The 24,097-nt window shown below is 65.3% G+C and carries 19 protein-coding genes, 1 tRNA gene and 2 pseudogenes; 14 read left to right on the top strand and 8 right to left on the bottom strand.

Annotated elements, in window-relative coordinates:
• Positions 1 to 13: 13 nt before the first annotated feature.
• The 7 genes and pseudogenes from L8F97_RS15165 (at position 14) to L8F97_RS15135 (ending at position 11,250) form a co-directional block, all read left to right on the top strand.
• Positions 14 to 1,024: an arabinan endo-1,5-alpha-L-arabinosidase gene (locus tag L8F97_RS15165; protein WP_242151922.1), complete on the top strand. Its 1,011-nt coding sequence runs from the start codon at positions 14 to 16 to the stop codon at positions 1,022 to 1,024.
• Positions 1,025 to 1,027: 3 nt separating this feature from the next.
• A pseudogene (locus L8F97_RS15160) lies at positions 1,028 to 2,056 on the top strand (family 43 glycosylhydrolase); the annotation flags it as partial.
• Between the two features lie 5 nt (positions 2,057 to 2,061).
• A complete protein-coding gene (locus L8F97_RS15155; protein WP_242151920.1) occupies positions 2,062 to 3,405 on the top strand; it encodes a glycoside hydrolase family 27 protein in 1,344 nt (447 codons plus the stop codon).
• A gap of 188 nt (positions 3,406 to 3,593) precedes the next feature.
• Complete coding sequence (locus L8F97_RS15150; protein WP_242151917.1) at positions 3,594 to 6,494, top strand: TonB-dependent receptor; 2,901 nt, start codon at positions 3,594 to 3,596, stop codon at positions 6,492 to 6,494.
• Positions 6,494 to 8,575, top strand: a complete 2,082-nt coding sequence (locus L8F97_RS15145; protein ID WP_242151913.1) for an MGH1-like glycoside hydrolase domain-containing protein — start codon at positions 6,494 to 6,496, stop codon at positions 8,573 to 8,575. Before L8F97_RS15150 ends, L8F97_RS15145 begins: the two co-directional genes overlap by 1 nt.
• Before the next feature lie 67 nt (positions 8,576 to 8,642).
• Complete coding sequence (locus L8F97_RS15140) at positions 8,643 to 10,268, top strand: M28 family metallopeptidase (protein ID WP_242151910.1); 1,626 nt, start codon at positions 8,643 to 8,645, stop codon at positions 10,266 to 10,268.
• 10 nt (positions 10,269 to 10,278) lie between these two features.
• The gene (locus L8F97_RS15135) at positions 10,279 to 11,250 is read left to right on the top strand and encodes an agmatine deiminase family protein (protein ID WP_242151907.1); all 972 of its coding nucleotides are present in this window, start codon (positions 10,279 to 10,281) and stop codon (positions 11,248 to 11,250) included.
• Positions 11,251 to 11,310: 60 nt separating this feature from the next.
• On the opposite strand, the gene L8F97_RS15130 is transcribed toward L8F97_RS15135, so the two are convergent.
• The 3 genes from L8F97_RS15130 to L8F97_RS15120 are packed head-to-tail and all read right to left on the bottom strand — an operon-like array spanning position 11,311 to position 14,038.
• Complete coding sequence (locus tag L8F97_RS15130; RefSeq protein WP_242151904.1) at positions 11,311 to 12,537, bottom strand: SAM-dependent methyltransferase; 1,227 nt, start codon at positions 12,535 to 12,537, stop codon at positions 11,311 to 11,313.
• Positions 12,538 to 12,554: 17 nt separating this feature from the next.
• The gene (locus L8F97_RS15125; protein WP_242151901.1) at positions 12,555 to 13,313 is read right to left on the bottom strand and encodes a molybdopterin-dependent oxidoreductase; all 759 of its coding nucleotides are present in this window, start codon (positions 13,311 to 13,313) and stop codon (positions 12,555 to 12,557) included.
• On the bottom strand, positions 13,310 to 14,038 hold the full coding sequence (locus tag L8F97_RS15120) for a cytochrome b/b6 domain-containing protein (protein WP_242151898.1): 729 nt from the start codon (positions 14,036 to 14,038) through the stop codon (positions 13,310 to 13,312). Before L8F97_RS15120 ends, L8F97_RS15125 begins: the two co-directional genes overlap by 4 nt.
• A 92-nt stretch (positions 14,039 to 14,130) precedes the next feature.
• Between L8F97_RS15120 and L8F97_RS15115 the strand changes: the two genes are divergently transcribed.
• Entirely contained in the window at positions 14,131 to 14,757 is a 627-nt protein-coding gene (locus tag L8F97_RS15115) for a flavin reductase family protein (RefSeq protein ID WP_409929050.1), read from the top strand.
• On the opposite strand, the gene L8F97_RS15110 is transcribed toward L8F97_RS15115, so the two are convergent.
• The 3 genes from L8F97_RS15110 to L8F97_RS15100 all read right to left on the bottom strand — a co-directional run bounded on the left by L8F97_RS15110 (position 14,748) and on the right by L8F97_RS15100 (position 17,502).
• Positions 14,748 to 15,503 (bottom strand): sulfite exporter TauE/SafE family protein, encoded by a 756-nt coding sequence (locus L8F97_RS15110; protein ID WP_242151896.1) that lies wholly within the window; start codon positions 15,501 to 15,503, stop codon positions 14,748 to 14,750. The genes L8F97_RS15115 and L8F97_RS15110 overlap by 10 nt on opposite strands.
• 236 nt (positions 15,504 to 15,739) lie before the next feature.
• The gene (gene rlmN / locus L8F97_RS15105; protein WP_242151893.1) at positions 15,740 to 16,948 is read right to left on the bottom strand and encodes a 23S rRNA (adenine(2503)-C(2))-methyltransferase RlmN; all 1,209 of its coding nucleotides are present in this window, start codon (positions 16,946 to 16,948) and stop codon (positions 15,740 to 15,742) included.
• Positions 16,949 to 16,992: 44 nt separating this feature from the next.
• Entirely contained in the window at positions 16,993 to 17,502 is a 510-nt protein-coding gene (locus tag L8F97_RS15100; RefSeq protein WP_242151888.1) for a hypothetical protein, read from the bottom strand.
• Between the two features lie 150 nt (positions 17,503 to 17,652).
• Between L8F97_RS15100 and L8F97_RS15095 the strand changes: the two genes are divergently transcribed.
• From L8F97_RS15095 to L8F97_RS15085, 3 genes are all read left to right on the top strand, one after another.
• Complete coding sequence (locus L8F97_RS15095; protein ID WP_242151885.1) at positions 17,653 to 18,333, top strand: outer membrane protein; 681 nt, start codon at positions 17,653 to 17,655, stop codon at positions 18,331 to 18,333.
• A 407-nt stretch (positions 18,334 to 18,740) separates the two neighbouring features.
• Entirely contained in the window at positions 18,741 to 19,853 is a 1,113-nt protein-coding gene (gene dnaN, locus L8F97_RS15090) for a DNA polymerase III subunit beta (protein ID WP_242152322.1), read from the top strand.
• Positions 19,854 to 19,998: 145 nt separating this feature from the next.
• Positions 19,999 to 20,379 (top strand): hypothetical protein, encoded by a 381-nt coding sequence (locus L8F97_RS15085; RefSeq protein WP_242151882.1) that lies wholly within the window; start codon positions 19,999 to 20,001, stop codon positions 20,377 to 20,379.
• Between the two features lie 45 nt (positions 20,380 to 20,424).
• Here the strand turns inward: L8F97_RS15085 and L8F97_RS15080 are convergent, their stop codons facing one another.
• Both L8F97_RS15080 and L8F97_RS15075 read right to left on the bottom strand, forming a co-directional pair.
• A complete protein-coding gene (locus L8F97_RS15080; protein WP_242151880.1) occupies positions 20,425 to 21,063 on the bottom strand; it encodes an LON peptidase substrate-binding domain-containing protein in 639 nt (212 codons plus the stop codon).
• On the bottom strand, positions 21,060 to 21,956 hold the full coding sequence (locus L8F97_RS15075) for a tetratricopeptide repeat protein (protein WP_242152318.1): 897 nt from the start codon (positions 21,954 to 21,956) through the stop codon (positions 21,060 to 21,062). Before L8F97_RS15075 ends, L8F97_RS15080 begins: the two co-directional genes overlap by 4 nt.
• 192 nt (positions 21,957 to 22,148) lie before the next feature.
• Between L8F97_RS15075 and L8F97_RS15070 the strand changes: the two genes are divergently transcribed.
• The 3 genes and pseudogenes from L8F97_RS15070 to L8F97_RS15060 all read left to right on the top strand — a co-directional run bounded on the left by L8F97_RS15070 (position 22,149) and on the right by L8F97_RS15060 (position 23,880).
• Positions 22,149 to 22,223 (top strand) — tRNA-Gly (locus tag L8F97_RS15070).
• A gap of 119 nt (positions 22,224 to 22,342) precedes the next feature.
• Positions 22,343 to 23,677, top strand: coding sequence for a DUF6538 domain-containing protein (locus tag L8F97_RS15065; RefSeq protein WP_313932008.1), 1,335 nt, complete (start codon positions 22,343 to 22,345; stop codon positions 23,675 to 23,677).
• 35 nt (positions 23,678 to 23,712) lie between these two features.
• Positions 23,713 to 23,880, top strand: a pseudogene (locus tag L8F97_RS15060) (hypothetical protein).
• The last annotated feature ends 217 nt before the right edge of the window (positions 23,881 to 24,097 follow it).

Genomic DNA, 24,097 nt, shown 5'->3' with positions numbered 1-24,097 from the left:
ACAGGAGAAGACCATGCGGAGAGCCGTTCTCGGCATGGCGGCGCTGGCACTCGCAGGTCTTGCGAGTGCCCAGCAGTCGCCGGCACCCTCGGGTGTCACGCTCAACAGTCGGCTGACCGGCGATCTGGTGCCGACGCATGATCCGGTGATCGCGAAGGAACGCGGCACCTATTATGTGTTCGGCACCGGTCTGTCGGCGAAGACCTCGCCCGACCTGGTGCACTGGACGAAGGCGCCGCCTCCACTCACCGCGCTGCCCGATTGGGCGACAAAGGCGGTGCCGGGGGCGAAAGGGATGTGGGCGCCCGACATAGCGTTCGTGAACGGGCGCTGGCGGCTGTATTATGCGGTATCGACATTCGGCTCGAACCGCTCGGCGATCGGGCTGGCGACCAGCCCGACGCTCGATCCCGCCGCCCCCGGTTACGGCTGGCGCGACGAGGGGCTGGTGCTGATGTCGATGGCCACCAACGACTACAACGCGATCGATCCCAACTTGGTCGTCGACGCCACCGGACGGCAATGGCTGAGCTTCGGCAGCTTCTGGAGTGGGTTGAAGCTGGTTGAACTCGATCCCGCGACCGGCAAGCCGCTCCACCCCGCCGCCCAGCCGATCGCGATCGCGCACCGGCCTGCGCCCGCCGGCGCGCCGGCCCCGGTGGAAGCGCCGTTCATCATCCGGCATGGCGGCGCCTACTGGCTGTTCGCGAGCTACGACTATTGCTGCAAGGGCGTGAACAGTACCTACTATACCGTGGTCAGCCGGTCGAAAGAGATCACCGGTCCGTATCTCGGCAAGGACGGCAGCAGTATGCTGAACGGCGGCGGTACCGTGTTCCTGCGTGCCGACCTGCCCGAGAAGGGGCGTTTCCGCGGACCGGGCCACCCCGGCTTCCTGCACGACACGGACGGCAAGGATTACGTCGTCTATCACGCCTATGACAAAGACAAGAATGGTGCCCCGACGCTCCGGATCGCTTCGATCCGCTGGGGCGCCGACGGCTGGCCGCAAGCGGAGGATTGAACCATGACCGACCTGAATCGCCGCGGCTTCGTTGCCGCCGCCGCTGCACTTGCCGCTACGCCAGCGCTGGCGCGCGTCGCGCCGAAGCCCGTGATCGTCAATCCGCTGGTCAGGAACCGCGCCGACGCGCAGGTCTTCCGCTATACGGACGGCAATTACTACATGACCGGATCGGTGCCGGAATACGACCGGCTGGTGCTGCGCCGCTCGCGCACGATCGCTGGCCTTGCCACCGCGCCGGAACGCGTGCTGTGGCGACATGAGAAGACCGGGCCGATGTCCGGCTTTCTCTGGGCGCCCGAACTGCATCTCGTCGATGGCCGCTGGACGATGTATTACGCCGCCGGTCCGAGCGGCGGGGGTGACGACGTGTTCCACATCCGCACCTATGCGGTGGTGTGCGACGGGCCGGACCCGATGACCGGCACCTGGAAGGTGCTCGGCCAGCTCCAGACCGACTGGGACAGCTTCAACCTCGATTCGACCTCGTTCGTGCACAAAGGACAGCGCTACCTCGCCTGGGCGCAGCGCGAGCCCGGCATCGACACCAACAGCAACCTGTATCTGGCGCCGCTGAAGACACCGCTGACGCTTGCGGCCAAGCAAGTGCGGCTGTCGGTGCCGACGCTCGATTGGGAGGTGCGCGGCTACAAGGTCAACGAAGCGCCGGCGGTGCTGGCGCGCAATGGCCGGCTGTTCATGACCTACTCCGCCAGCGCAACCGATGCGCGCTACTGCATGGGCATGCTCACCTGCCGCGACGATGCCGACATCATGGACGCAGGCAACTGGTCGAAATCGCCGGTGCCGGTGTTTAAATCGTCGCCCGAGCACAAGGTGTTCGGCCCCGGCCATAACAGCTTCACCACCGACGAACGTGGCCGCGACATGCTGGTCTATCACGCGCGCGATTACGCCGAGATCAAGGGCGATCCGCTGTTCGATCCCAATCGGCACACCCGCGTCCAGCCGTTCCGCTATACGTCGGAGGGCGTGCCCGACTTTGGCGCGCCCGTCGCCAACGGTCCGCTGCGCGCATGAGCGGGATCGGCCGCCGCGAACTGCTCGCCGCCGGGGTCGCGGCGGCGGCGCTGCCGGCGGTCGCCGGCGCGGTGGAGCGGGCCAGGCCCTCGCTCGCGCCGCGCCCGCCGATGGGATGGAACAGCTGGAACAGCTTCGCCACCACGATTACCGAGGCGCAGGCGCTGGAGACCGCGCGGATCATGGCGGCCAAGCTGCTGCCCGCCGGCTACGATGTCTTCACCGTCGATATCCAATGGTACGAGCCGAACGCGAGCAGCTACGCCTACAGCGCCAAGCCGATGCCGACGATGGACGCGAACGGTCGGGTGCTGCCCGCGCCCAATCGTTTTCCGTCCGCGGCGAACGGGCAGGGGTTTGCGGCGCTTGCGGCGAAGGTCCACGCGCTCGGCCTGCGCTTCGGCATCCACGTCATGCGCGGCATCCCGCGCCTTGCGGTGGAGCGTAACCTGCCGGTGCTCGGCACGACCTATCGCGCGCGCGATATCGCCGACGTGACCAGCATCTGCGCGTGGAACCCCGACATGTACGGTGTCGACATGCGCAAGCCCGGTGCGCAGGCCTATTACGACAGCGTGTATGCGCAATATGCCCGCTGGGGCGTCGATTTCGTCAAGGTCGACGACATGAGCCGCCCGTATGACGCGCATGCGCCCGAGATCGAGGCGGTCGCGCGTGCGATCGAACGGCCCGGGCGGCCGATGATCCTCAGCCTGTCGCCCGGCGAAACCCCGCTGGTCCGCGCCGATCACGTCCGCCGCCATGCCGAGATGTGGCGCATCGCCGACGATTTCTGGGACGAGTGGCCGCAACTGGAGGCTCAGTTCACCCGGCTGGAGAACTGGAGTCTGTATGCCGGCAACGGACACTGGCCGGATGGCGACATGCTGCCGCTCGGCAGGCTCGCGCTTGGCGCGCGCGATACGCGCTTCACGCCCGACGAGCAGCGTACGCTGATGACCTTGTGGTCGATCGCGCGTTCCCCGCTCATCATGGGTGGCGACCTGCGCCACCTCGACAGGGGGACGCTCGCATTGCTCACCAACCCGGAGGTGATCGCGGTCAACCAGGCGAGCAGCGACAACCGCCCGCATTACCTGGAGGACGGCACGCGGATCTGGAGCGCGGCGGCACCGGGCGGGGGATATTACGTCGCGCTGTTCAACACCTCGAAGGCGGAGCGCCGCGTTGCCTTGCCGCTCGACAGGCTTGGCATCGCGGGTTCTGCGACTGTCCGCGATCTCTGGGCGCGCGCACCGCTTGGCCGGATGCGCGGGGCGGTGGCAACCGAGGTACCCGCCCACGGCGCAGCCTTATTAAAGGTTGCAACCGACAACTAATTACTCCGACTTAAGTTGACATATTATAAGCGCTCGCAAGATATGTTGTGAGCGCATGGTAGCTTTTGCGTCACACTGCCGTGAAATCGCGCCGCTATGCTTGACGACACCGCGCGACAGCGGCAAATGCCTATCGATTAATTGTTGGACTAATGACCGCATAGAACGGTCTGAAGAGGGGATGTGACATGGCTACGAATCGCACGATCCTTGGCACGGTTTCGGTGCTGGCGCTCCTCGCGGGCGGACCGGCGTTCGCACAGAGCACCACGCAGTCGACACCGCCAAGCGACGGCGGCACCACCGCCGCCTCGGGCGACAATACCGCCGCGCCTGCGGACACGGCGATCCCGTCCAGCAATCCCGAGACAGACGAGATCGTCGTGAAGGGCGTGCGCGCGTCGATCGTCGGCGCGCTTAACGTGCGCAAGAATTCGACGCAGATCGTCGACTCGATCGTCGCCGAGGATGTCGGCAAGCTGCCCGACAACAACGTGATCGAGGCGCTTCAGCGTGTCACCGGCGTCCAGGTGACCAACCGCAGCGGCGGCGAGGCGGCGGGCATCTCGATCCGCGGTCTGCCGGACGCGCTGACCACGTTGAACGGGCGCAACATCTTCACCGCCGCCGGCCAGTCCTTCTCGTTGCAGGATATCTCGGCCAACCTCATCAAGTCGGTCGACGTCTACAAGACGCGCGCCGCCGACCAGATCGAGACCGGTCTTGCCGGCCAGGTTGATGTGAAGACGCGCCGCCCGTTCGATTTTGACGGCTTCGCGATTTCAGGTCTCGCGCGTGGCATCTACAACGAACAGGCCGACAGCTATAATCCAAACGCCGCGCTGCTCGTCAGCGATCGTTGGACAACCGGCATCGGCGATATCGGCGTGCTGGTGAATGGCAGCTACAGCAAGACCAACTACCGCGACATGACGGCAACGGCGGGCGCGCTGGTGCCGTTCGCGACGCTCAACCCGGCGGCGGGCACCGGTCTCGTGCCGTTCCAGCGCATCTTCCCGGCGGCGACCGACCCGACCACTGGCGCGTTCATCACCGCGCCGGGGCTGGGCGCATGGCAGGTCGGCACCGATGCGGGGCTGGCAACGGCGCCCGGCTCCTCGATGCTGGTGAACGGCGTGTCCACGCCCTACGTCCTGTCGCGCGACGCGGTGTTCAGCTCCGACCTGTACGGCCGGCGCGAGCGGCCGTCCGCCAACATCGCGTTCCAGTGGGCGCCGAACAGCAGCTCGGTCTACACGGCCGAGGCGTTCTACTCGGGCTTTCGCGGCAATACCTTCAACAGCCTGCAGTTCAGCTTCGTCGATTTCTGGGACAACCCGCAGGCGCCGACGCTGTACGATGGCACCAACATCGTGAAGTCGCGCGTCGCCAACAACGTCTACGGCTTCAACAGCGGCGATTACACCCAGAACAAGACCGACAGCTTCGTCTATGCCTTGAACGGCAAGTGGGACGTGGCCGGCGGTCGCGGCAAGATCGTCGCCGACATCGCGTATCAGACCAGCACCTACAACACCTCCTTCATCGCAATGCGGACCGAGCGCACCGCCGACCAGATCAACGTCGATTTCAACAATGGCGGCGGCATTCCGTCCTACCATTTCCGCGACGACTCGCTGCTGACCAATCCGGCGATCTGGAACGTCGCGCAGCTGTACGACAATGCCGAGCGTGATCACGGCAGCGCGATCACCGCTACGCTGGACGGCGAATACACCTGGGACAGCGGCTTCCTGCGCCGCATCAAGGGTGGTTGGCGTATCGACGATCGCAAGGCGGACGTGTCTACCCGCACGCAGGACGCCGCCAACCTCGGCGTGCCGCTGTCGTCGCTGGGTGACGGCGCGACCTTCACCAACTCGGGCTTCTTCGACGGCCGCGCCGACGTGCCGAGCAGTTGGGTGCTCGCCAACGGCTATTGGCTGAATGCCAATGCCGACAAGGTGCGCTCGCTCTACAAGCTCAAGACATCGGACCAGTTGACGCTCGGTCGCGTGTTCCAGACCGACGAAGTGACGATGGCCGCCTATGCGATGGCGGACGGCGAGCTGTCGATCTTCGGCCGGCCGCTCCAGATCGAGGCGGGCGTCCGCTTCGTGACGGTCGACACCAATTCGCAGTTCTTCAACCGGCTCGACAATTTTGCGGAGACCGACGCCTCGGTCGCCACCAGCAAGTTCCTGCCGAGCGCGACGCTGCGCTACGAAATCACCAACAAGCTGCGGCTGCGCGCCAATTTCGGCGAGACGCTGCGTCGTCCGAACTACACCGATCTCAACCCCAACTACACGCTGACCGGCGATCTCACCAACGTCGGCTACGGGTCTGGCTCCGCCGGTACCGCCAACCTGCGGCCGACGCAGTCGAGGAACTACGACGTCGCGCTGGAATGGTATTTCGACCGCGACAGCGCGATCACCGTCACCGGCTTCCGTCGCGAGATCGACGGGCTGGTGGTGCCGGTCACGCAGATCGAGAATATCCCCAACAACGGCATCGTCGCGGGCGCCACCAACACGTTCGCGATCACGCGGCCGCTCAATGCGTCCAACGGCGTGTTGAAGGGGGTCGAGGTCGGCGTCACCTACTTCCCGCATTACCTGCCGGGTCCGCTCGATGGCCTCGGCTTCGTTGGCAGCCTGACCGTGCTCGATTCGAGCCAGAACATCCCGCAGTTTGATGCCAAGGGCACGCTGATCGGGCAGTTCCAGTCGCCGTTCTTCGGCGTGTCAAAACTGTCGTACAACGCGACGCTCGCATATGATCGCGGGCCCGTTGGTGCGCGCGTGTCGTACGTATGGCGCAAGGAGTTCCTCGCCAACAACGAGGCGCGGCTGTTCGCCAACCCGATCGGCGTGTGGCGCACGCCTGAAAAGAGCCTCGACGTGCAGCTTACCTATGCGCTCACCAAGCGGCTCGGCGTCACGTTCGACGCGACCAACCTGACCAACTCGACGCAGCAGACCTACTACAAGTTCGGGGATGCCGGTGGTCCGGTGACGGACAATCTCGCTACCACCCTGTTGGCGCGGACCTTCGCGCTCGGCGTGCGATACGGGTTCCGGTGATGCTCGGGCGATCCGGCCGACGTAACTCGCTCATCCGGGCGATCGGTCGTGCCGGATCGTCGCTGCGGACGGTGCGCACGGCGATGCTGTGCGCAGCCCCGCTGTTGCTGGCGGCGGCTTCGACGCCGACTCCGCGTCTGGCGCGCGACACCATCCTCCAGCACCGCTACGGCAACGATGCCGACTGGTATCGCGATCGCATCCCGCTGTTCGACAGTTCCGACGAGACGCTGAACGCGGTGTATTACTACCGCTGGCAGGTGTTCCGCGCACACCAGCGCGATCTCGGTGCGAAAGGCTATATTTCCACCGAATTCCTCAACGATGTCGGTTGGCAGCGTGAGCCCTATGCCAGCCTCAACGATGCCACCGCCTTCCACATCGCCGAGGGGCGCTGGCTGCGCGACCGCCGCTTCGCCGACGATTACCTGCGCTTCCTCTATCTCGACGGCGGCAACGACCGCCATTTCAGCGAGGCGATCGCCGATGCCGCATGGGGTCGGTATCTGGTCGATCACGACAGCCAGGCCGCGCTCGCGCTGCTGCCGGCGATGCGCCACGTCTACGGGCTGTGGGACGACCGGTTCGATTTCACCAAGGGGCTGTACTGGATCGAGCCGCTGCTCGACGCGACCGAATACACCGTCTCCTCGATTGACGCTTCGGGCGGCAAGGACGGTTTCCGCGGCGGCGATGCGTTCCGCCCGTCGATCAACAGCTATCAATATGCCAACGCACTGGCGATCAGCCGCTTCGCCGCGCTCGCCGGGGACCGCGCGACCGCGACCGATTACGCCGCCCGTGCGGAACGAGCGCGTGGTCGTGTGCTCGACGCGCTGTGGAGCGACCAGAACGATCATTTCATCGACCGGTACAAGGTCGACAACCAATATGTGCATTACTGGGACCAGATCCGCGCGCGCGAACTGGTCGGGTATCTGCCGTGGACGTTCGGCCTGATCGGTGCGGAACCGAAGTATGACGGCGCGTGGAAACACATCCTTGCCGCCGATCAGCTCGGTGGCCCGACGGGCCTGCGCACCACCGAGCCGAGCTACCAATATTACATGCGTCAGTACCGCTATGACGCGGCGACCGGATTGCGCGAATGCCAGTGGAACGGACCCGTCTGGCCGTTCCAGACGACACAGGTGCTGACCGGCCTTGCCAATCGCCTCCACGCAGGGCGAGACGGCGCAATCGGGCGCGGCAATTACCTGCGGCTGCTGCGGCAATATGCTGGCATGCATTACCAAGGCGGGAAGCTCGATCTGGAGGAGGATTACGATCCCGCCACCGGCAAGCCGATCGTCGGCCTGCCGCGCAGCCACCATTATTTCCACAGCGGCTTCGACGATCTGGTGATCTCCGGCCTCGCTGGCATAGAGCCGCAGGCGGACGACAGCGTGGTGATCGACCCGCTGCTGCCGGTGAACGACCGCAGCAGGGATCGGCTGCGCTGGTTCGCGGTGCAGGACGTGCCGTATCACGGGCGGCTGCTCTCGGTGTTCTACGATGCCGACGGGCGGCATTATCGTGGGCGCGCGGGTTTGAGCGTCTATCTCGACGGGGCACTGGTCGCGTCGCGCGGGGAGCTCGGCAAGCTGGTGGTGCCGGTTCCCGCCGCGCCGAACCCCGTAATCGTGCGGCCAAGCGCGCAATCGATCAGCCTCGTCCGTAGCGACTATCCCAAACCGAGCGCATCGAGCGGCACCGACCCCGAACGGCTGCATCAGGGCATCGACGGGCGCGTGTGGTTCATGCCCGAACTGCCCAATGGCTGGGAGTCGACCGGCACGACCCGCGACGAATGGTTCGCGGTCGATTTCGGCAAGCCCGTCACGCTCACCCGCGCGGAACTGTCGTTCTTCGCTGGTGGTGCGTTCGCCGCGCCCGACAGCTACGCCCTCGAATACCAGGTGGACGGCCAGTGGCGACCGCTTCCGACGCAGGGCGGCGCACCGCGCGCCAACGCGACCGATGCGGTCACTTTCCAGCCGATCCGAACGACCGCGGTCCGCCTCGTCATCCGCAAGGCGCCCGGCGCGCAGGTCCGCCTCGCCGAGATCAAGCTGTTCTGATCGCCACCGGTTGCGCGCTTGCGAGCGCACTGCCAGAACCGCCGGATAACACTTCGGGGGAATGTTGATGCGCGCTTCTCTGCTCGGCCTGTCGCTGCTTGCCACGCCTGCGCTCGCGCAGGCGCCTGCCATCTCGGTCGACACGCTCAGGTCCGTCACCCAGACGCTGTCGTCAGACGCATACGAAGGCCGGAAGCCAACCACCCCGGCCGAGGACAAAACCACTGCCTACATCGTCGCGCAGTTTAAGGCGGCGGGGCTGAAGCCGGGCGTCGACGGTGGCTGGTTCCAGAAGGTGCCGCTGGTCGAGATCACCGCCACCAACGTCTCGCCGCTCACCATCACCGGCGGCAGTGCGCCGCTCGCGCTCGCGTTCCGCAGCGACGTGGTGCTGAAAAGCTACCGGGTCGTGCCGCATATCGCGATCAAGGACAGCGATGTCGTGTTCGTCGGCTACGGCATCAACGCGCCCGAACGCGGCTGGAACGACTATGCCGGGCTCGACGTGCACGGCAAGACCGTCGTCATCCTCGTCAACGATCCCGACTGGCAATCGGCGGCGCGCACCGGTTTGTTCGAGGGCAAGGCGATGACCTATTACGGCCGCTGGACCTACAAATACGAGGAGGCCGCGCGACAGGGCGCCGCCGCCGCGATCATCGTCCACGACACCGAGCCGGCGGCGTACGGCTGGGGCGTCGTCCAGTCGAGCAACACTGGCCCGCAGCTCGAACTTGACGAGGCGGGCGACCACATGACCGAGAGCGCGGCGGTCGGCTGGATGCAGCTCGACAAGGCCAAGGCGCTGTTCGCCAGTGCCGGCAAGGATTTCGCCGCCTTGTCAGAAGCCGCCAAGCACAAGGGCTTTCGCGCGGTGCCGCTCGGGGTGAAGGCGTCGGTGTCGTTCGACAATACGATCCGCCGGCAGGCCTCGAAGAACGTCATCGGCATCCTGCCCGGCAAGACCGCGCCGGGCGAATACGTGCTGTACTCCGCGCATTGGGATCACCTCGGCCACTGCGACCCGGTCAAGGGTGACGGCATCTGTAACGGCGCGCTCGACAATGCCAGCGGGGTGGCCGGCCTCGTCGCGCTTGCCCAGGCGCAGGTGAAGGCGGGTCCGGCGCGCCGCTCGATCGTGTTCCTGTCGGTGACGGCGGAAGAAGCCGGGCTGCTCGGCTCGCGCTATTATGCCGAGCATCCGGTCTATCCGCTCAGCGAAACGGTCGGCGGGGTCAACATGGACGTGCTCAACGTAAAGGGCCGCACCCATGATTTCGAGATCACCGGCGCGGGCAAGTCCGAGCTTGAGGACCTGATGAAGACGCTGGTCGAGGCGGAGGGCAGGGTGGTGAAACCCGAACCCAACCCGGAGCGCGGCAGCTACTTCCGCTCGGATCATTTCAGCTTCGCCAAACTGGGCGTGCCGATGTTCGATGGCGGTGCCGGCGAGGATCTGCTGGTCGGTGGCGAGGCGGCAGGCCATGCCGCGACGCTCGACTATATCGCCAACCGCTATCACAAGCCGCAGGACGAATATGATCCCAAGTGGGATTGGTCGGGGGCGGTCGAGGATCTCACGCTCTATTACCGACTGGGCCGCGAACTCGCCGATGGCGATCAATGGCCGAATTGGTACAAGACCGCCGAATTCCGCGCGATTCGCGATAAGAGCCGCGCCGCCGCAGACTAGGACCTGAGTTATGCCGAACATCGTCCCTCCACCTGAATGGGCGCCGCACAAGGCGGTCTGGATCGGTTTCCCGAGCCACCCCGAATTGTGGGAAGACGATCTCGAACCGGCACGGGAGGAAGTCGCCGCGTTCGCACGCGCGGTTCATGCCGAGGGCGAGGGCGAGCAGGTCATCCTGGTCGCCGCCGATGACGAGGCGGCGCGCGCTGCGGTGCGCGTGGCGGGGGACGTGGCCGAGGTGGTGGTGCAGCCGTTCGGTGACATCTGGCTACGTGATACCGGGCCGATCCTGACCGGCGACGGCGCGGCGCGCGCATTCCGCTTCAACGGCTGGGGCGGCAAATACGATCTGCCTGGCGACGACGATATCGGCCTGCGCCTTGCCGACATGATCGGCGTCGCGGTGGAGCGCTGCGACTGGGTGCTGGAAGGCGGCGCGATCGACGGCGACGGCACCGGTCGTGTCGTCACCACCCGGCAGTGCCTGCTCAACCACAACCGCAACCCCGATCTGTCGCAGGACGAGATCGCGGCGCGTCTGAAGGCGGATCTCGGCTTCGGAGAGATCGTCTGGCTTGGCGACGGGCTGCTCAACGACCATACCGATGGCCATGTCGACAATCTCGCCCGTTTCGTCGCGCCCGGCGTGGTGGCGATCCCACAGGCGACCGAGAACGACCCCAACTGGCTGGTCTACGCACAAGCGGCGGACGCGGCGGACGCGGCCGGCCTCGACGTGACGCGCATTCCCTCGCCGGGCCGCGTGCTGCGCGACGACGAGGTGATTCCGGCGAGCTACATGAACTTCTACATCGGCAATGCCGCCGTGGTGGTGCCGCTTTACGGCGCACCTAACGACGATGCGGCCGTCGCGGCGATCCAGGCGCTGTTCCCGACCCGCGCGGTGACCGGCCTGCGCGCCGACGCGATCCTGACCGGCGGCGGCAGCTTCCACTGCATCAGCCAGCAGATTCCAGCCTGATCCAACGGGCGTACCAGAGCCGGGCTATGGTACGCCCAAAGGGGTCTCAGGCGGCGCGGATCATCCTCGCAACGCCCGCTCACCTTCGACCATATAATCGCGCGTCATCGGCAGCGCGTGGCGGTTGCGCGAGAACTGAAGCTGGTAGTTGACCAAGCCGCCGAAGCGGAAAGCCGATGCCGCGGCCGCGAGATAAAACTGCCACATCCGGTAGAACGGCTCGTCATACAGGCTGACGATCGCCTCGCGCGCCGCCACCGTGCGTTCGTACCAGGCGTCGAGCGTATAGGCGTAATGCAGCCGCAACACCTCCACGTCGGTCATCATCATCCGCAGCCCTTCGTAGGACGCTGCGATTTCGGACAGCGCCGGGTTATAGCCGCCCGGAAAGATGTATTTGGTCGTCCACTTGTCGGTTACGCCCGGCTTACCGGCGCGGCCGATCGTGTGGAGCAGCATGACGCCGTCGTCGGTGAGCAGGTCGCGACACTTGCGAAAGAAGGTGCGGTAATGCGCCGGTCCGACATGCTCGAACATGCCGACCGACACGATCCGGTCGAATGTACCCGTCACATGGCGATAGTCGATCAGTTCGAAGCGAACCTTGTCGGCGACGCCTGCTTCCTCCGAGCGACGGCGCGCAACCTTTAGCTGCTCTTCCGACAGCGTTACGCCAAGCACCTGCGCACCGGTCTTGGCATGCAGGTACAGCGCCATGCCGCCCCAGCCGCAGCCGATATCAAGCACGGTCATGCCGGGTTTGAGCGCCAGCTTGGCGGCGATATGCGCCTTCTTGTCGTCCTGCGCCTGTTCGAGGCCGTTGGCGGGATCGGTGAAGTACGCGCAGCTATATTGCCGGTCGGCGTCGAGGAAGAGATCGTACAGCCGATCGGACAGATCGTAATGGTGCGCGACGTTGCGCTTCGACCGCTTCGCCATGTTGATGCGGCCGATACGGTGCGTCACCGCCTCCACCGCGCGGCGCATCGGCACGGCGGCGAGCCGGTTCGCGCCCGTCTCCCAAGGGTCGTTCGAGCTGAGCAGATTGATCAGCTCGCGTACATCGCCGTGTTCGACGACCAGCCGCCCGTGCATGTACGCCTCACCCGCGCCGAGTGCGGGATCGCGCACGATCGCGGCCGCCGCGCCTTTGTCGGTGAAGCGGATCGTCACCTGCGGGAAGCCGGGCGTCGGCGTGCCGAACGTCTTGGTCGTGCCGTCGGCGTGGTGGACGGTGAGCTGCCCGCGCTGGACCCGCGCGGCGAGGAACATGTCGATCAGAGCCATGCGCGAGCCGTTAACAATTAGATGCCCGCATACCAATCGTAATCGACATTGTCCTCCCAATAGCCGCCCTTGCCACGTCCGATTCCGTCCAGTGATGCTACGGCGTTGATCTGCATCAGATACTTGGCATGTTTGTAGCCAAGCTGCCGTTCCACGCGAAGCCGCAGCGGCGCGCCGTGGCCGACATCGAGCACCCGGTCGTTGAGCGCCCAGGCAAGGATGGTCTGCGGGTGAAACGCGTCGAGCAGATCGATCGACTCGTAATAGGGCTGACTGTTATAGAGGTCCGCGCAGGTGAACACGACATAGCGCGCGGTGTCGCGAAGACCCGCCGCCTTCAACAAGGTGCCGAGCTGCGGCCCGTGCCATTTGCCGATCGCGCTCCACCCCTCGACGCAATCGTGGCGGGTGATCTGCGTGCGCGTAGGCAGGCTGCGTACCTGCGCGAGCGACAGGTTGAGCGGCCGCGCCACCAGCCCGCCGACCTTCAGCCGCCAGTGCGCGAAGTTCTCCGCGACCATCGCGGTGTAGTCGGGCGTGCCGGGATTGTGCGTGCCGTTGACGCGAAAACGGGGTGACATCTCCGCCGTCGTGAACTCGGGCGCGAGCGCGGCGCGGTTCGACAGCGCGCGTTGCAGGCCGCGATTCATGATCTCGCCCGAGAACAGAATCTTCCGGAACGCCGGCACCTGCGCCACCTTGTCGCAACCGGACAGCAGCAACCCGGCACCGGCGGCGCTGCCGGCAATCAGTGTGCGGCGGGTAAGCAGCGTCATGCCTCCTCCTCCGGCACGCGCCAGCGCCCGGTAATCATGGACCGTACCTCGTTGATCGGCCCTGCCAAAATCACCAGCGTCAGATGGATCACGATGAACCCGGTCAGCGCGGCGGCGGCGATGAAGTGGACCGAACGCGCCGACTGCCGCCCGCCGAACAGATCGAGCAACCACGGCCATGCCGCGTCCATGAACGGCGACATGGCGAGTCCCGTCAGGATCATCGTCGGGATCAGCACGAAGATCACGCCCACATACGACAGTTTCTGGAAGATGTTATAGGCCTGCGGATCGGCCGGATCGTGGAAGCGCATGGCGAGATGTTCGCGCACGTCATGCCACAGGTTCGTCGCCGACAAATCGCGCGCCCGCACCCGCAGCTTGCGCAGGAAATGCCGGTTGAGGAGGCTTATGACCATATAGCCGAGCAGCCCGAACGACAGCACATACGCGAACAGCAGGTGCCAGCGTCGCGCGATCGCAAGGTTATAGTGCGCCGGGATCGTCACGTAGCTCGGCCAGTGAATCGTGTTCAGCCAGGGATGGTCGAAGTTCGCGCCGTACGCACCCCAATACAGATGCGGATGCGCGTTGAGGATGCTGAGGCCGCTGCCGATCATGATGAACAGCGTCACCGCGTTCACCCAATGCCAGACCCGCGTGGCGATCCGGTGTCGATAGATCGTGCGCGGCGTGCTGGCGGGCGGGGGATCGGTGTCTGTCATGGTCATGGTCCGTATACGCCAAACCGGCGCGGATGGTTACGCGACCGTCGCAAATCCTGTAGAGCCACGCGCGCTGCAAGGGAAACTGTGTCTTGACCACCGATCATCATTTTTACGAGCCGGCCACCGGCCATCGTCTCGCCCACGATCCGATGAACGCGATCGTCGGCCCGCGCCCGATCGGGTGGATCAGCACGCGCAGCGCGGCCGGGGTGCGCAACCTCGCGCCGTACAGCTTCTTCAACCTGTTCAATTACAAACCGCCGATCATCGGCTTCGCGTCGGTCGGGTGGAAGGACAATGTCGCCAACATCGCCGAGACGGGCGAGTTCGTCTGGAACCTCGCCACCCGCGCGCTCGCCGAGGTGATGAACACCAGCGCGGCGATGGTCGGCCCGGAGGTGGACGAGTTCGACCTCGCCGGCATCGAAGCGTTGCCCTCGCGGTTGGTGAAGCCCGACCGGGTCGCGGCAAGCCCGGTTCAGCTGGAATGCCGCGCAACGCAGACGCTGCGGCTGGAGACCAAGGAAGGCCAGACCGTCGACACCTGGGTCGTGTTCGGCGAGGTGATCGGCGTGCATATCGCACCCGATATGCTGGAGGACGGCGTGTACCAGACCGGCCGCGCCCGTCCGATCCTGCGCGGCGGTGGCCCGGCGGATTATTTCGAGGTGGGCGACGAGAACCTGTTCCGAATGCGCCGTCCCGATCAGCCGTAAGCGCGCACGAAGAACACGATCGTCACCACGCACGTCACCGCCAGCGTGCCACCACGCACCACGCCCGGCGACAGCCGCTTGCCGAGTCTCGCGCCCAGCCACCCGCCGACGATCGCGCCGATCAGCATCGGCACGCCCGCGTCCCAGCGCACCAGACCGGTCGAGACGAACACGATCGCCGCCGCCGCGTTGGCGACGGTGAGCATCAGCGTACGCGGCGCGAACAAGGCGCGCGGGGTGATGTTGGCGAGCAAGCCGTAGGTCGCGGTCAGCATCATGCCGACGCCGCCCCCGAAATAGCCGCCATAGATGCCGAGCAGCGCCTGCCCGACCACCAGCGCGCGTGGCCCGATCGTGACGACGCTGTGCAGCGCGGCGGCAGCACGCGGCCCGAACGCGATCACCAGTGCGGCGGTGAGCAGCAGCCAGGGAATGAGCAGATCGAACAGATGCGTCGGCGTGGACACGAGCAGCAGGCTGCCCGCCAGCCCGCCGACGAAAGTGATCGCCGCCAGCACTCGCACATCGACCCCGCCGAGCGGCCCGAGTTCGTCGCGAAACCCCCACGCGCTCACCGCCGCGCCCGGCAGCAGGGAAACGTTGGAGGTGGCGTTGGCGGCGTTGGCAGGCAGACCGAGCGCGATCAGCGCAGGCAGGGTGGCGAACGTACCACCGCCGGCAAGCGCGTTCATCGCGCCGCCGAACACGCCTGCAACGGCGGCAAGGGCTATGCTACCGACGTTCACGAACGGCCTCTCGCTTCCCCGGCGCAGGCCGGGGTCCGCTTACGGACCGTAGAGGGGAACGCGGTGGGCATCGTTACAAAGACCTGCGTGACTGGACCCCGGCCTGCGCTGGGGAGTGTGCCGTAAGGAGCGGGTGCTCGCCACGGGCAAAGCCCGTGTCGTCGGACGGCGCTGTAGCGCCGCCGGCCGGGCGCGCCTTCTGCTCGCGTCAGCTTTGCTGACGCTTGCTGGCGCGCCTACCCCAGCGCCGCCTGCTTCTCCTCGGCCAGCCGGTCGAGTTCGGCGCGGCTCTTTTTCTCGCTCGCCGTTTTCAACTGGCCGCACGCCGCGTCGATATCGCGCCCGCGCGGGGTGCGCACCGGCGCGGAGATGCCCGCGTGGAAAACGATTTCCGAGAACCGCTTGACCCGCTCCGGCGTCGAGGTCTCATACGCCGCGCCCGGCCATGGATTGAACGGGATCAGATTGACCTTGGCGGGCAACTGATAATGCTTGAGCAATCGAACCAGCTCATGCGCATCGGCATCGCTGTCGTTCTTGTCCTTCAGCATCACATATTCGAAGGTGATGCGCCGCGCGTTGTTCGCACCGGGATAGTCCGCGCACGCCTGCAACAGTTCCTCGATGCCGTATTTGCGGTTGAGCGGCACGATCTCGTCGCGGATCTCCTTGGTGACGCCGTGCAGCGACACCGCAAGATTGACGCCGATCTCCGCGCCCGCACGCGCCATCATCGGCACCACGCCCGAGGTCGACAGCGTGATCCGCCGCTTCGACAGCGCAAGCCCGTCGCCGTCCATGACGATGCCGAGCGCATCCTTGACCGCATCGAAATTGTAGAGCGGTTCGCCCATGCCCATCATCACGATGTTGGTGAGCATCCGCCCCTCGGGCGTCGACGGCCATTCGCCGAGCGCGTCGCGCGCCAGCATCACCTGCCCGACGATCTCGGCGGCGGTGAGATTGCGCACCAGCCGCATCGTGCCGGTATGGCAGAACCGACAGTTGAGCGTGCAGCCGACCTGGCTCGACACGCACAGCGTGCCCCGATCCGCGTCGGGGATGAACACCGCCTCGTAATCCTCGCCATCGGGCGCGCGCAACAGCCATTTGCGCGTGCCGTCGGTCGACACCTGCGCTTCGACCACTTCCGGCCGGCTGATCGCGAAGCGATTGGCGAGCCACGGCTGCATCGTCTTGGAGATATCGGTCATCAGCGCGAAGTCGGTCACGCCGCGATTGTAGATCCAGTGCCAAAGCTGTTTCGCGCGCAGCTTCGCCTGCTTGGGTTCCAGCTGCGCCGTCTCCAGCGCCATGCGCAAGTCGAGCTTGGACAGGCCGAGCAGGTCGATCCGGCCGTCCGGGCGGGGCACGGCGGCGCGGGGCACGGGCACGGGATCGATGTGCCCGGGGATGGGCATCAGTGCGGCGGAAGCTGTCTGCATAGACTGCGATATAGCAGCGTTTCGCAGGATTTTCTACTCGCGGCTCAGCTGTGGGCCCGCACGCACGCCAGCGCCGCGGCATCGATCGCGGTCGCCGCGCCGCCAAGCGCATAGACATCCGCGAACGGGCCGCCGCTGTTCGCCAGTGTCTCGACGCTCATGCTGCGGCCCGAACGCATCGCCGCGACGATCGCGGCATCGGTGCGCGCATCCGGCGCCCACGCGTCGGCACGCCCTGCGACGAGTTCGAAGCGACGCTCGCCGACCGACAGCGTGACGCGGGCGCGGGGGTCGCGGGTGCGGCTGAGCCGGATGTGAAGCTGGTTGCGCACGCTCTGGCTCGGCCAGCTCGCAACGCTGGCGAACGGGCGCCAGCGCGAACTGCCGCCGCTTTGCACCGGTTGCGCGATCGCGAAGCAGTGCAACGGCGACGGATCGCTGAACGCACCCCAATTTTTGTACACGCCGATCGCGTCATGCGCGCCAGCCGGCGCGGCGCACAGCCAAAGGCCCACGCCTGCCAAAATCATGAACGGCGCTGCCTTGGAAGCCATGGGTGCGCTTTCAACCCCGTGTGGCGCAAAAGCAACGGATTTCCGCGTTTATCTGAGGTTCATGCAACGCCCGATCCGCTCACCTATTTGAGCATTCCCCGCCCCGGATGCTGCCCGGTAGTTGCGGAAATGTGTAATGGAGTGAGTATCATGCAGAAGTTTCTTGTCACCGCCGCCACCGCCGCGCTCGGCCTGGGCGTCGCCGCACCCGTGATGGCGCAAGACGGCCCGCCGCCCGCCCCCGTTTCCGGCACCGCGTTCAATGGGCCGCGCGTCGGCGTGCTGCTCGGCTACGACAAGCTCCAGCCCGGTCGTGGCCCGGACTCGGATATCGACAGCGATCGCAAGGCGGATGGCCTGCTCTACGGTGGCGATATCGGCTACGACAAGGATCTCGGCAACATCGTGATCGGCGTTGAGGGCGAGATCACCGGCTCGACCGGCAAGGTCACCAACGCACCGTACAGCGCCGCCGCACTCGGCTATGGCCGCGTCAAGCAGGGACGTGACCTCTATGCCGGCGCGCGCATCGGCTACAAGGTGTCGCCGACCACGCTCGTCTATGCCAAAGGCGGCTACACCAACGGGCGGCTCGACCTGACCGCCAGCGACGGCGTGACCGAGACCGGCGCGCACTACAACCTCGACGGCTACCGCGTCGGCGCCGGCATCGAGGAGGCGATCAGCCCCAACACCTACGCCAAGATCGAGTATCGCTATTCGAACTACGGCGATGCGCGCCTGGAGTATCGCAACGGCGCCAACACCAACAACTTCGATGTCGACACCGATCGCCACCAGATCGCGGTGGGCGTCGGCTACCGCTTCTAAGCGTCCGAATCGGGCGAGGGGAGGGGTCGGAGCGCTTGCTCCGGCCCCTTTTCGCGTGAGGGTCTAAACCCCATCACGGCAATGGTCGGGACGGAGCGGCTTTTGACGCACAGGTAGGAGCAAGGAGGGCGCGATGGCTTTCCGTCGTGACCGACGCGCGACGCCGCTGTGCGACAAAAGCCGCCCGCCGCTTCGCGGTCGCCCGGAGAAGGCTGCTGGCTACGTCGCTGACTTGCGCGTGGCTTGTGCCACGCGTCTGCGCCGCGCTCCTTGCCAGCAGCCTTCTCCGGGCGATCACGACCGTTGCCGTGATGGGGTTTGGACCCTAAGGATGGAAACGGCGCATTAACCCACGGCTTTTAACGCCGGGCGGGACGATAAGTGGGCTGATGGCCCGGGGGATTGAGATGAAGGCGACGATCGAACGCGCGACCCTCCTGAAGGGCCTCAGCCATGTGCAATCGGTGGTGGAGCGGCGCAACACCATCCCGATCCTTTCCAATGTGCTGATCGAGGCGACGGCGGAGGGCGGCCTCAAGCTGATGGCGACCGATCTCGACCTCCAGATCAACGAGACGATTGCGGCAGCGGTCGATCAGCCCGGCGCGACCACCGTCTCGGCACACACCTTGTTCGATATCGCGCGCAAACTGCCCGAGGGCGCGCAGGTTAGCCTCGCCGCCGCCGATGGCAAGCTGACCATCGTGGCGGGGCGCGCGCGTTTCCAGCTCGGCACACTGCCGCGCGACGACTTCCCGGTGATCGCGGAGGGCGAGTTGCCCGTCACGTTCGAGCTGCCGGCGGAAACGCTCAAACAGATCATCGACAAGACGCGCTTCGCGATCTCGACCGAAGAGACGCGCTATTACCTCAACGGCATTTTCCTGCACGTCTCGGCCGATCCGCAGCCGGTGCTGAAAGCCGCCGCGACCGACGGCCACCGCCTCGCCCGCGTGACGATGCCACGGCCGGAAGGCGCGGAGGCGATGCCCGACGTGATCGTGCCGCGCAAATGCATCGCCGAACTGCGCAAGCTGCTCGACGAGGTCGATGCGCAGGTCGGCGTGTCGCTGTCCTCGACCAAGATCCGTTTCGATCTCGGCCATGCGCTGCTGACGTCGAAGCTGATCGACGGCACCTTTCCGGACTACAGCCGCGTCATTCCGACCGGCAACGACAAGATCCTCAAGATTGATCCGCGCAGCTTCGAGGAAGGCGTCGACCGCGTGTCGACGATCGCCACCGAGAAGACGCGCGCGGTGAAGATGGCGCTCGATCGCGACAAGATCATCCTGTCGGTCACCAGCCCCGACAACGGCACCGCCGCCGAGGAAGTGCCGGGCGAATATGTCTCGCTGCCGTTCGAGATCGGCTTCAACAGCCGCTACCTCCTCGACATCCTCGGCCAGTTGGACGGCGACACGGTCGAGGTGCATCTCGCCGACGCTGCCGCGCCGACGTTGATCCGCGAGAACGACAAGGCCGCCGCGCTGTACGTGCTGATGCCGATGCGGGTGTGATGCACCGCTGATCTGGATCAATCGCCAGCGCAACGTGCCGCTTACGGCACGTTCTGCCGCTTTAGCAGCGCCGACGGTGCGGCTTTCCACGTTATGTCCCGTTTGACGGCCGCCGGTGTTTGCCGGTTGCCTGAAAGGATACAGCATGGCCGTGAAATTCGCCGGGACGATGAACGCGATCAATCGCGGTTTGGAAACGACCAAGGCCGCCAAGGGCGCCGACATGATCGAGGATTGGGAAGCCGCGCTGGCGGATATCGACACGACCGGCGCGAAGGGCATCCTTCGGGATCTGGGATCGCTGCGCAAGCAGTTGGAGAAGGACGCACCGGATGCTGATCGCGTGCATGCGCTGCTCCACCGGCTTGGTGCCGCGACGACCAAGATCGCCGACAAGGCCGAGACCAATCAGGAGAAGCTGAAGGCGCTTGGCGAGGCGCTGACCGAAGCCGGCGAAGACCAGCCGGACGAGGAACACGACGCCGAGGCTGCCGCCGCCCCCAAGCGCGGCCGCAAGAAGGCCTGACCGGTCACGGGGCGCGTGGTTCGCCACCGCCCCGCATCCGGAACGTTATTGCAGCGTCACCGAATCTTCGCCGTCATGGCGACCGAAGAACTGCATCAACTGGATGATGAGTTCGGCGCGATCCTCGATATCGGGCGATTCGAGCAACGCCTGTTTCGCGGCAACGTCGAACGGCGCGATCTGGGCGATGCCGTTGACCAGCGCCTCGTCGTCGAGCCGCGTCACCGCATCCCAATCGACCGCATAACCCTGCGCATCCGCAAACGCGCGCGATTCGGTTTCCAGCAGCGAACGGCGCGACAGCGACAGCATCTCGGGCTCGTCCGCCAGAGGCAGCAGTTCCGCCTCGACCTGCCGGAACGGCGTGGTTACGTCCAGTTCGCGGACGATGCGGAACAGCGCGACGCCTTCCAGCACCAGATTGTAGCGGCCATCCTCGCCCGCCTCGAACTCGCCGATCTTGCCGACGCAGCCGATCTCGAACAGCGGTGGGCTGTCCTTGCGGGTGATCTTGCCCGTGCGCGGCTGGATCATGCCGATGCGCCGGTCGCGCGCCATCGCATCGGACACCATCGCCCGGTAGCGCGGCTCGAAGATGTGCAGCGGCAGATGCATGCGCGGGAACAGCAACGCGCCCGGCAGCGGGAAGATCGAAAGCCGTGTGGTTTTCGCGGCTTCGCTCATCCGAACAGGATCGCGGAAAGCTTGCGACGCTGCGCCGACACCCACGGGTCTTCGAGCCCGACCACCTCGAATAGCTTGAGCAACTGCGTGCGCGCGGCCGCTTCGTTCCACGCCTTGTCCTCGGCGATCATCGCCAGCAGCGTGGCGGCGGCGGCCTCGCGGTCGCCCGACGCCATCTGCCCGCCGGCGAGCGCGAAGCGCTTGTCCATGTCGTGCGGATTGGCGGCGACTTCGGCGGCAAGGCCCGCGAGATCGTCGACCGGCTTGGCATCCCGCGCAAGTGTGAGCGCCGCCCGGGCCCGCTCGATCTCGGGAAGCTTGGCGATCTCCGCCGGGATCAGCGCCAGATGCGCGTCGGCTGCGTCGAGATCGCCGCTCGCGACCAGCGCACGCACGAACCCGGCATGAACGGCGGCGTTGTCCGGCGCGAGTTCCGCGATCTGGCGAAAGATATCGACCGCCTGCTCGGCATCGCCGTCGGCCAGCACCTGCTCGCCCATCGCGATCATCGGCTCGATCTCAGCCTCCAGCGCGGCACCTTCGCTTTCGATCGGTAACTGCTTGAGGATCTGGTCGAGCATCGTGCGCAGTTGCGATTCGGTGCGCGCCGGGGTGAGATCGGCGACAAGCTGCCCCTGGAACATCGCATAGACGGTCGGGATCGACTTGATCTGGAATTGCGCGGCGATGAATTGGTTCTTGTCGGTATCGACCTTGGCCAGCACCACGCCCTTGTCGGCATAGGCCGCCGCGACCTTTTCCAGCAACGGCGTCAGCGCCTTGCACGGTCCGCACCATTCCGCCCAGAAATCGATAATGACGAGGCTCGTCATCGATGGTTCGACCACGTCGCGGCGGAAGCTCTCGACGGCCTCGCGTTCGGCGGCGTTCAATCCCAGGGTAGCCAAGTCGCGCTCCAATGCTCGATTGTGTGGTGCCTTATGTGGGCGCTTGGGCGAACAAGCCAAGGCTTTTCACAAAGATCGACGAGAACGTGAATATGGGGGTTGCCAGCCCCGAACAGCGCAGCTAATAGCCGCGCCTCACCCCGCCTTCCGGCAGCGTTCGGAAGGCAGATCGCCAGAGCGGGCGTAGCTCAGGGGTAGAGCACAACCTTGCCAAGGTTGGGGTCGAGGGTTCGAATCCCTTCGCCCGCTCCAGCGACTTCCAAGCCATTGGAAGTCCTCACAAAACCGTCGAAATTACGGTTCAGCACCAAGATCGTCTCCACCAAGCGTCTACACAATGATGCCGCTCGTGGTGCTCCAAGCCCTCGTAAATGCTCGGGAAATCGTCGTCAGGGCGTCTACACAATCGACCGATTGGCCTGTGTTCGAAGCGCGGCATCTTCCATTACAGACGACGGGTGCCGACCGATCTCCTGACGGTCTGGGAAGGGCGCGAGGTATGGCGCTCACTCGATACTGACAGCTACGCGATGGCGCTTCGGCGCATCCATAGGATCGCGGCAGATGTGGAGAGCGAGTTCGAGAAGGCGCGGGCCTCGATCGGCAGGCTGGCCGATCCGGCCTTGATCGTCACCACGCTGAACGGCCCGCCTATTTTGTTGCCATGGGTTCCGGCTGCTCCGCAACCGCCAGCGCCGCCCCCGCCATCGAACAGGCGCACGATTGGCGATGTCTACGATCGTTTCATCGCCGACCCGAAGCACCAATGGAGCAAACGGACCCTGATCGCCCACGCGACAACCCGAAAATGGGTGATCGAGGTGTTCGGTGAGCAGACAGCGCTCACCGATATCACGCGCGAGGGATGCTGCGACTCTGTGGCGTTGCTCCGCGAGATGCCGAAGAGCGCGCATCAACGCTTCCCTGACATGACGATCAAGGAGGTGGTCGCTGCCGCCAAGGCGAGTGGCGAGGCCCGCCTCATCAGCACCGCGAACCTCAACGCCTACGTCAATCGGTTCGGCGGGGTAATGAACTGGGCGATCAACGAGGGGTATCTCGATCGCAATCCGCTCAAGGGGCTCAAGCTCCCCGACCCGGTGAAGAAGCGCGATAAGCGCAATCCGTTCTCAACCGAGCAGCTTCGCCGCATCTTCGATGCGCCGATCTACACCGGATGTCGCGACGACGCGAATGGCTACGCAATCCCCGGCGATCAGCGACCGCGCCGCGCTCGATTCTGGGTGCCGCTGATCGCGCTGTTCAGCGGCCTACGACTCAACGAGATTTGCCAGCTTGAGGTATCCGACATTCGAGAGATGGACGGGGTTGCCTGCTTTAACGTGACCTCGGGCGTCAGTCTTACCGGGGACGAGAAGCGCGTGAAGACGAACGCGAGCGAACGGGTCGTGCCCGTCCACGATGAACTGATCCGCTGCGGCTTTCTGGCGTTCGCGGCCTCGCAACGCCTGTGTGGTGAGACCAACCTGTTCCCCGAACTTCCGTTCGGCCACCTTGGCTACCGATCCACAGCGATATCGAGGTGGTTCACCCGTTTCCTCGAAAACGCGGATGCGAAAGCGAGTGCCGACCGGATGAGCGTCCCGCAGCTTGCGCGACCACTGAACCTTCATGTCTTGCGGAAACATCTGCCCCTCTACTATGGCTATCTCTTCTGCCACGTCCTGCATCAGGACTATGTTTAAAATTGGGTAGCGATGCTGCCACAGTGAAGCGAGACATGCTCGCGTTGCTCGACATACGCGGGGCGGAATATCCCGCAGAGCATAACGTTTGACACATCTATTTTGCAAAACCCGCCTTGTCGGCACATTATCGCCAACTCGATCCCACCAACGTGTTTAATCCAACCATTAGCGGGACATCGAGAAAGCATTTCTGGGCGTAAAACGTAATGTATTCTCATCAACGCTTATCAATGGATGGCCCCGCGCCCCTACAGCATTCGCACCGGTTTCCACTTCTGAACCAGCACGAGGGAGCGAGTCCGATCACCTTCGGTCTAACCCCCGGTCGCTACACGGCGTCCCGTTACCTTTCGCCTGAGGGTATTCATCGCGTCCTACGCATCGCATACACCTCATGCCCTACGGAGGCGCCGCGCC

This window comes from Sphingomonas sp. BAUL-RG-20F-R05-02 (assembly GCF_022662305.1).
Taxonomy (GTDB): domain Bacteria; phylum Pseudomonadota; class Alphaproteobacteria; order Sphingomonadales; family Sphingomonadaceae; genus Sphingomonas.
The sequence above is the reverse complement of the archived record's forward strand: the minus strand, read 5'-3'. Positions and strand labels throughout refer to the sequence as shown.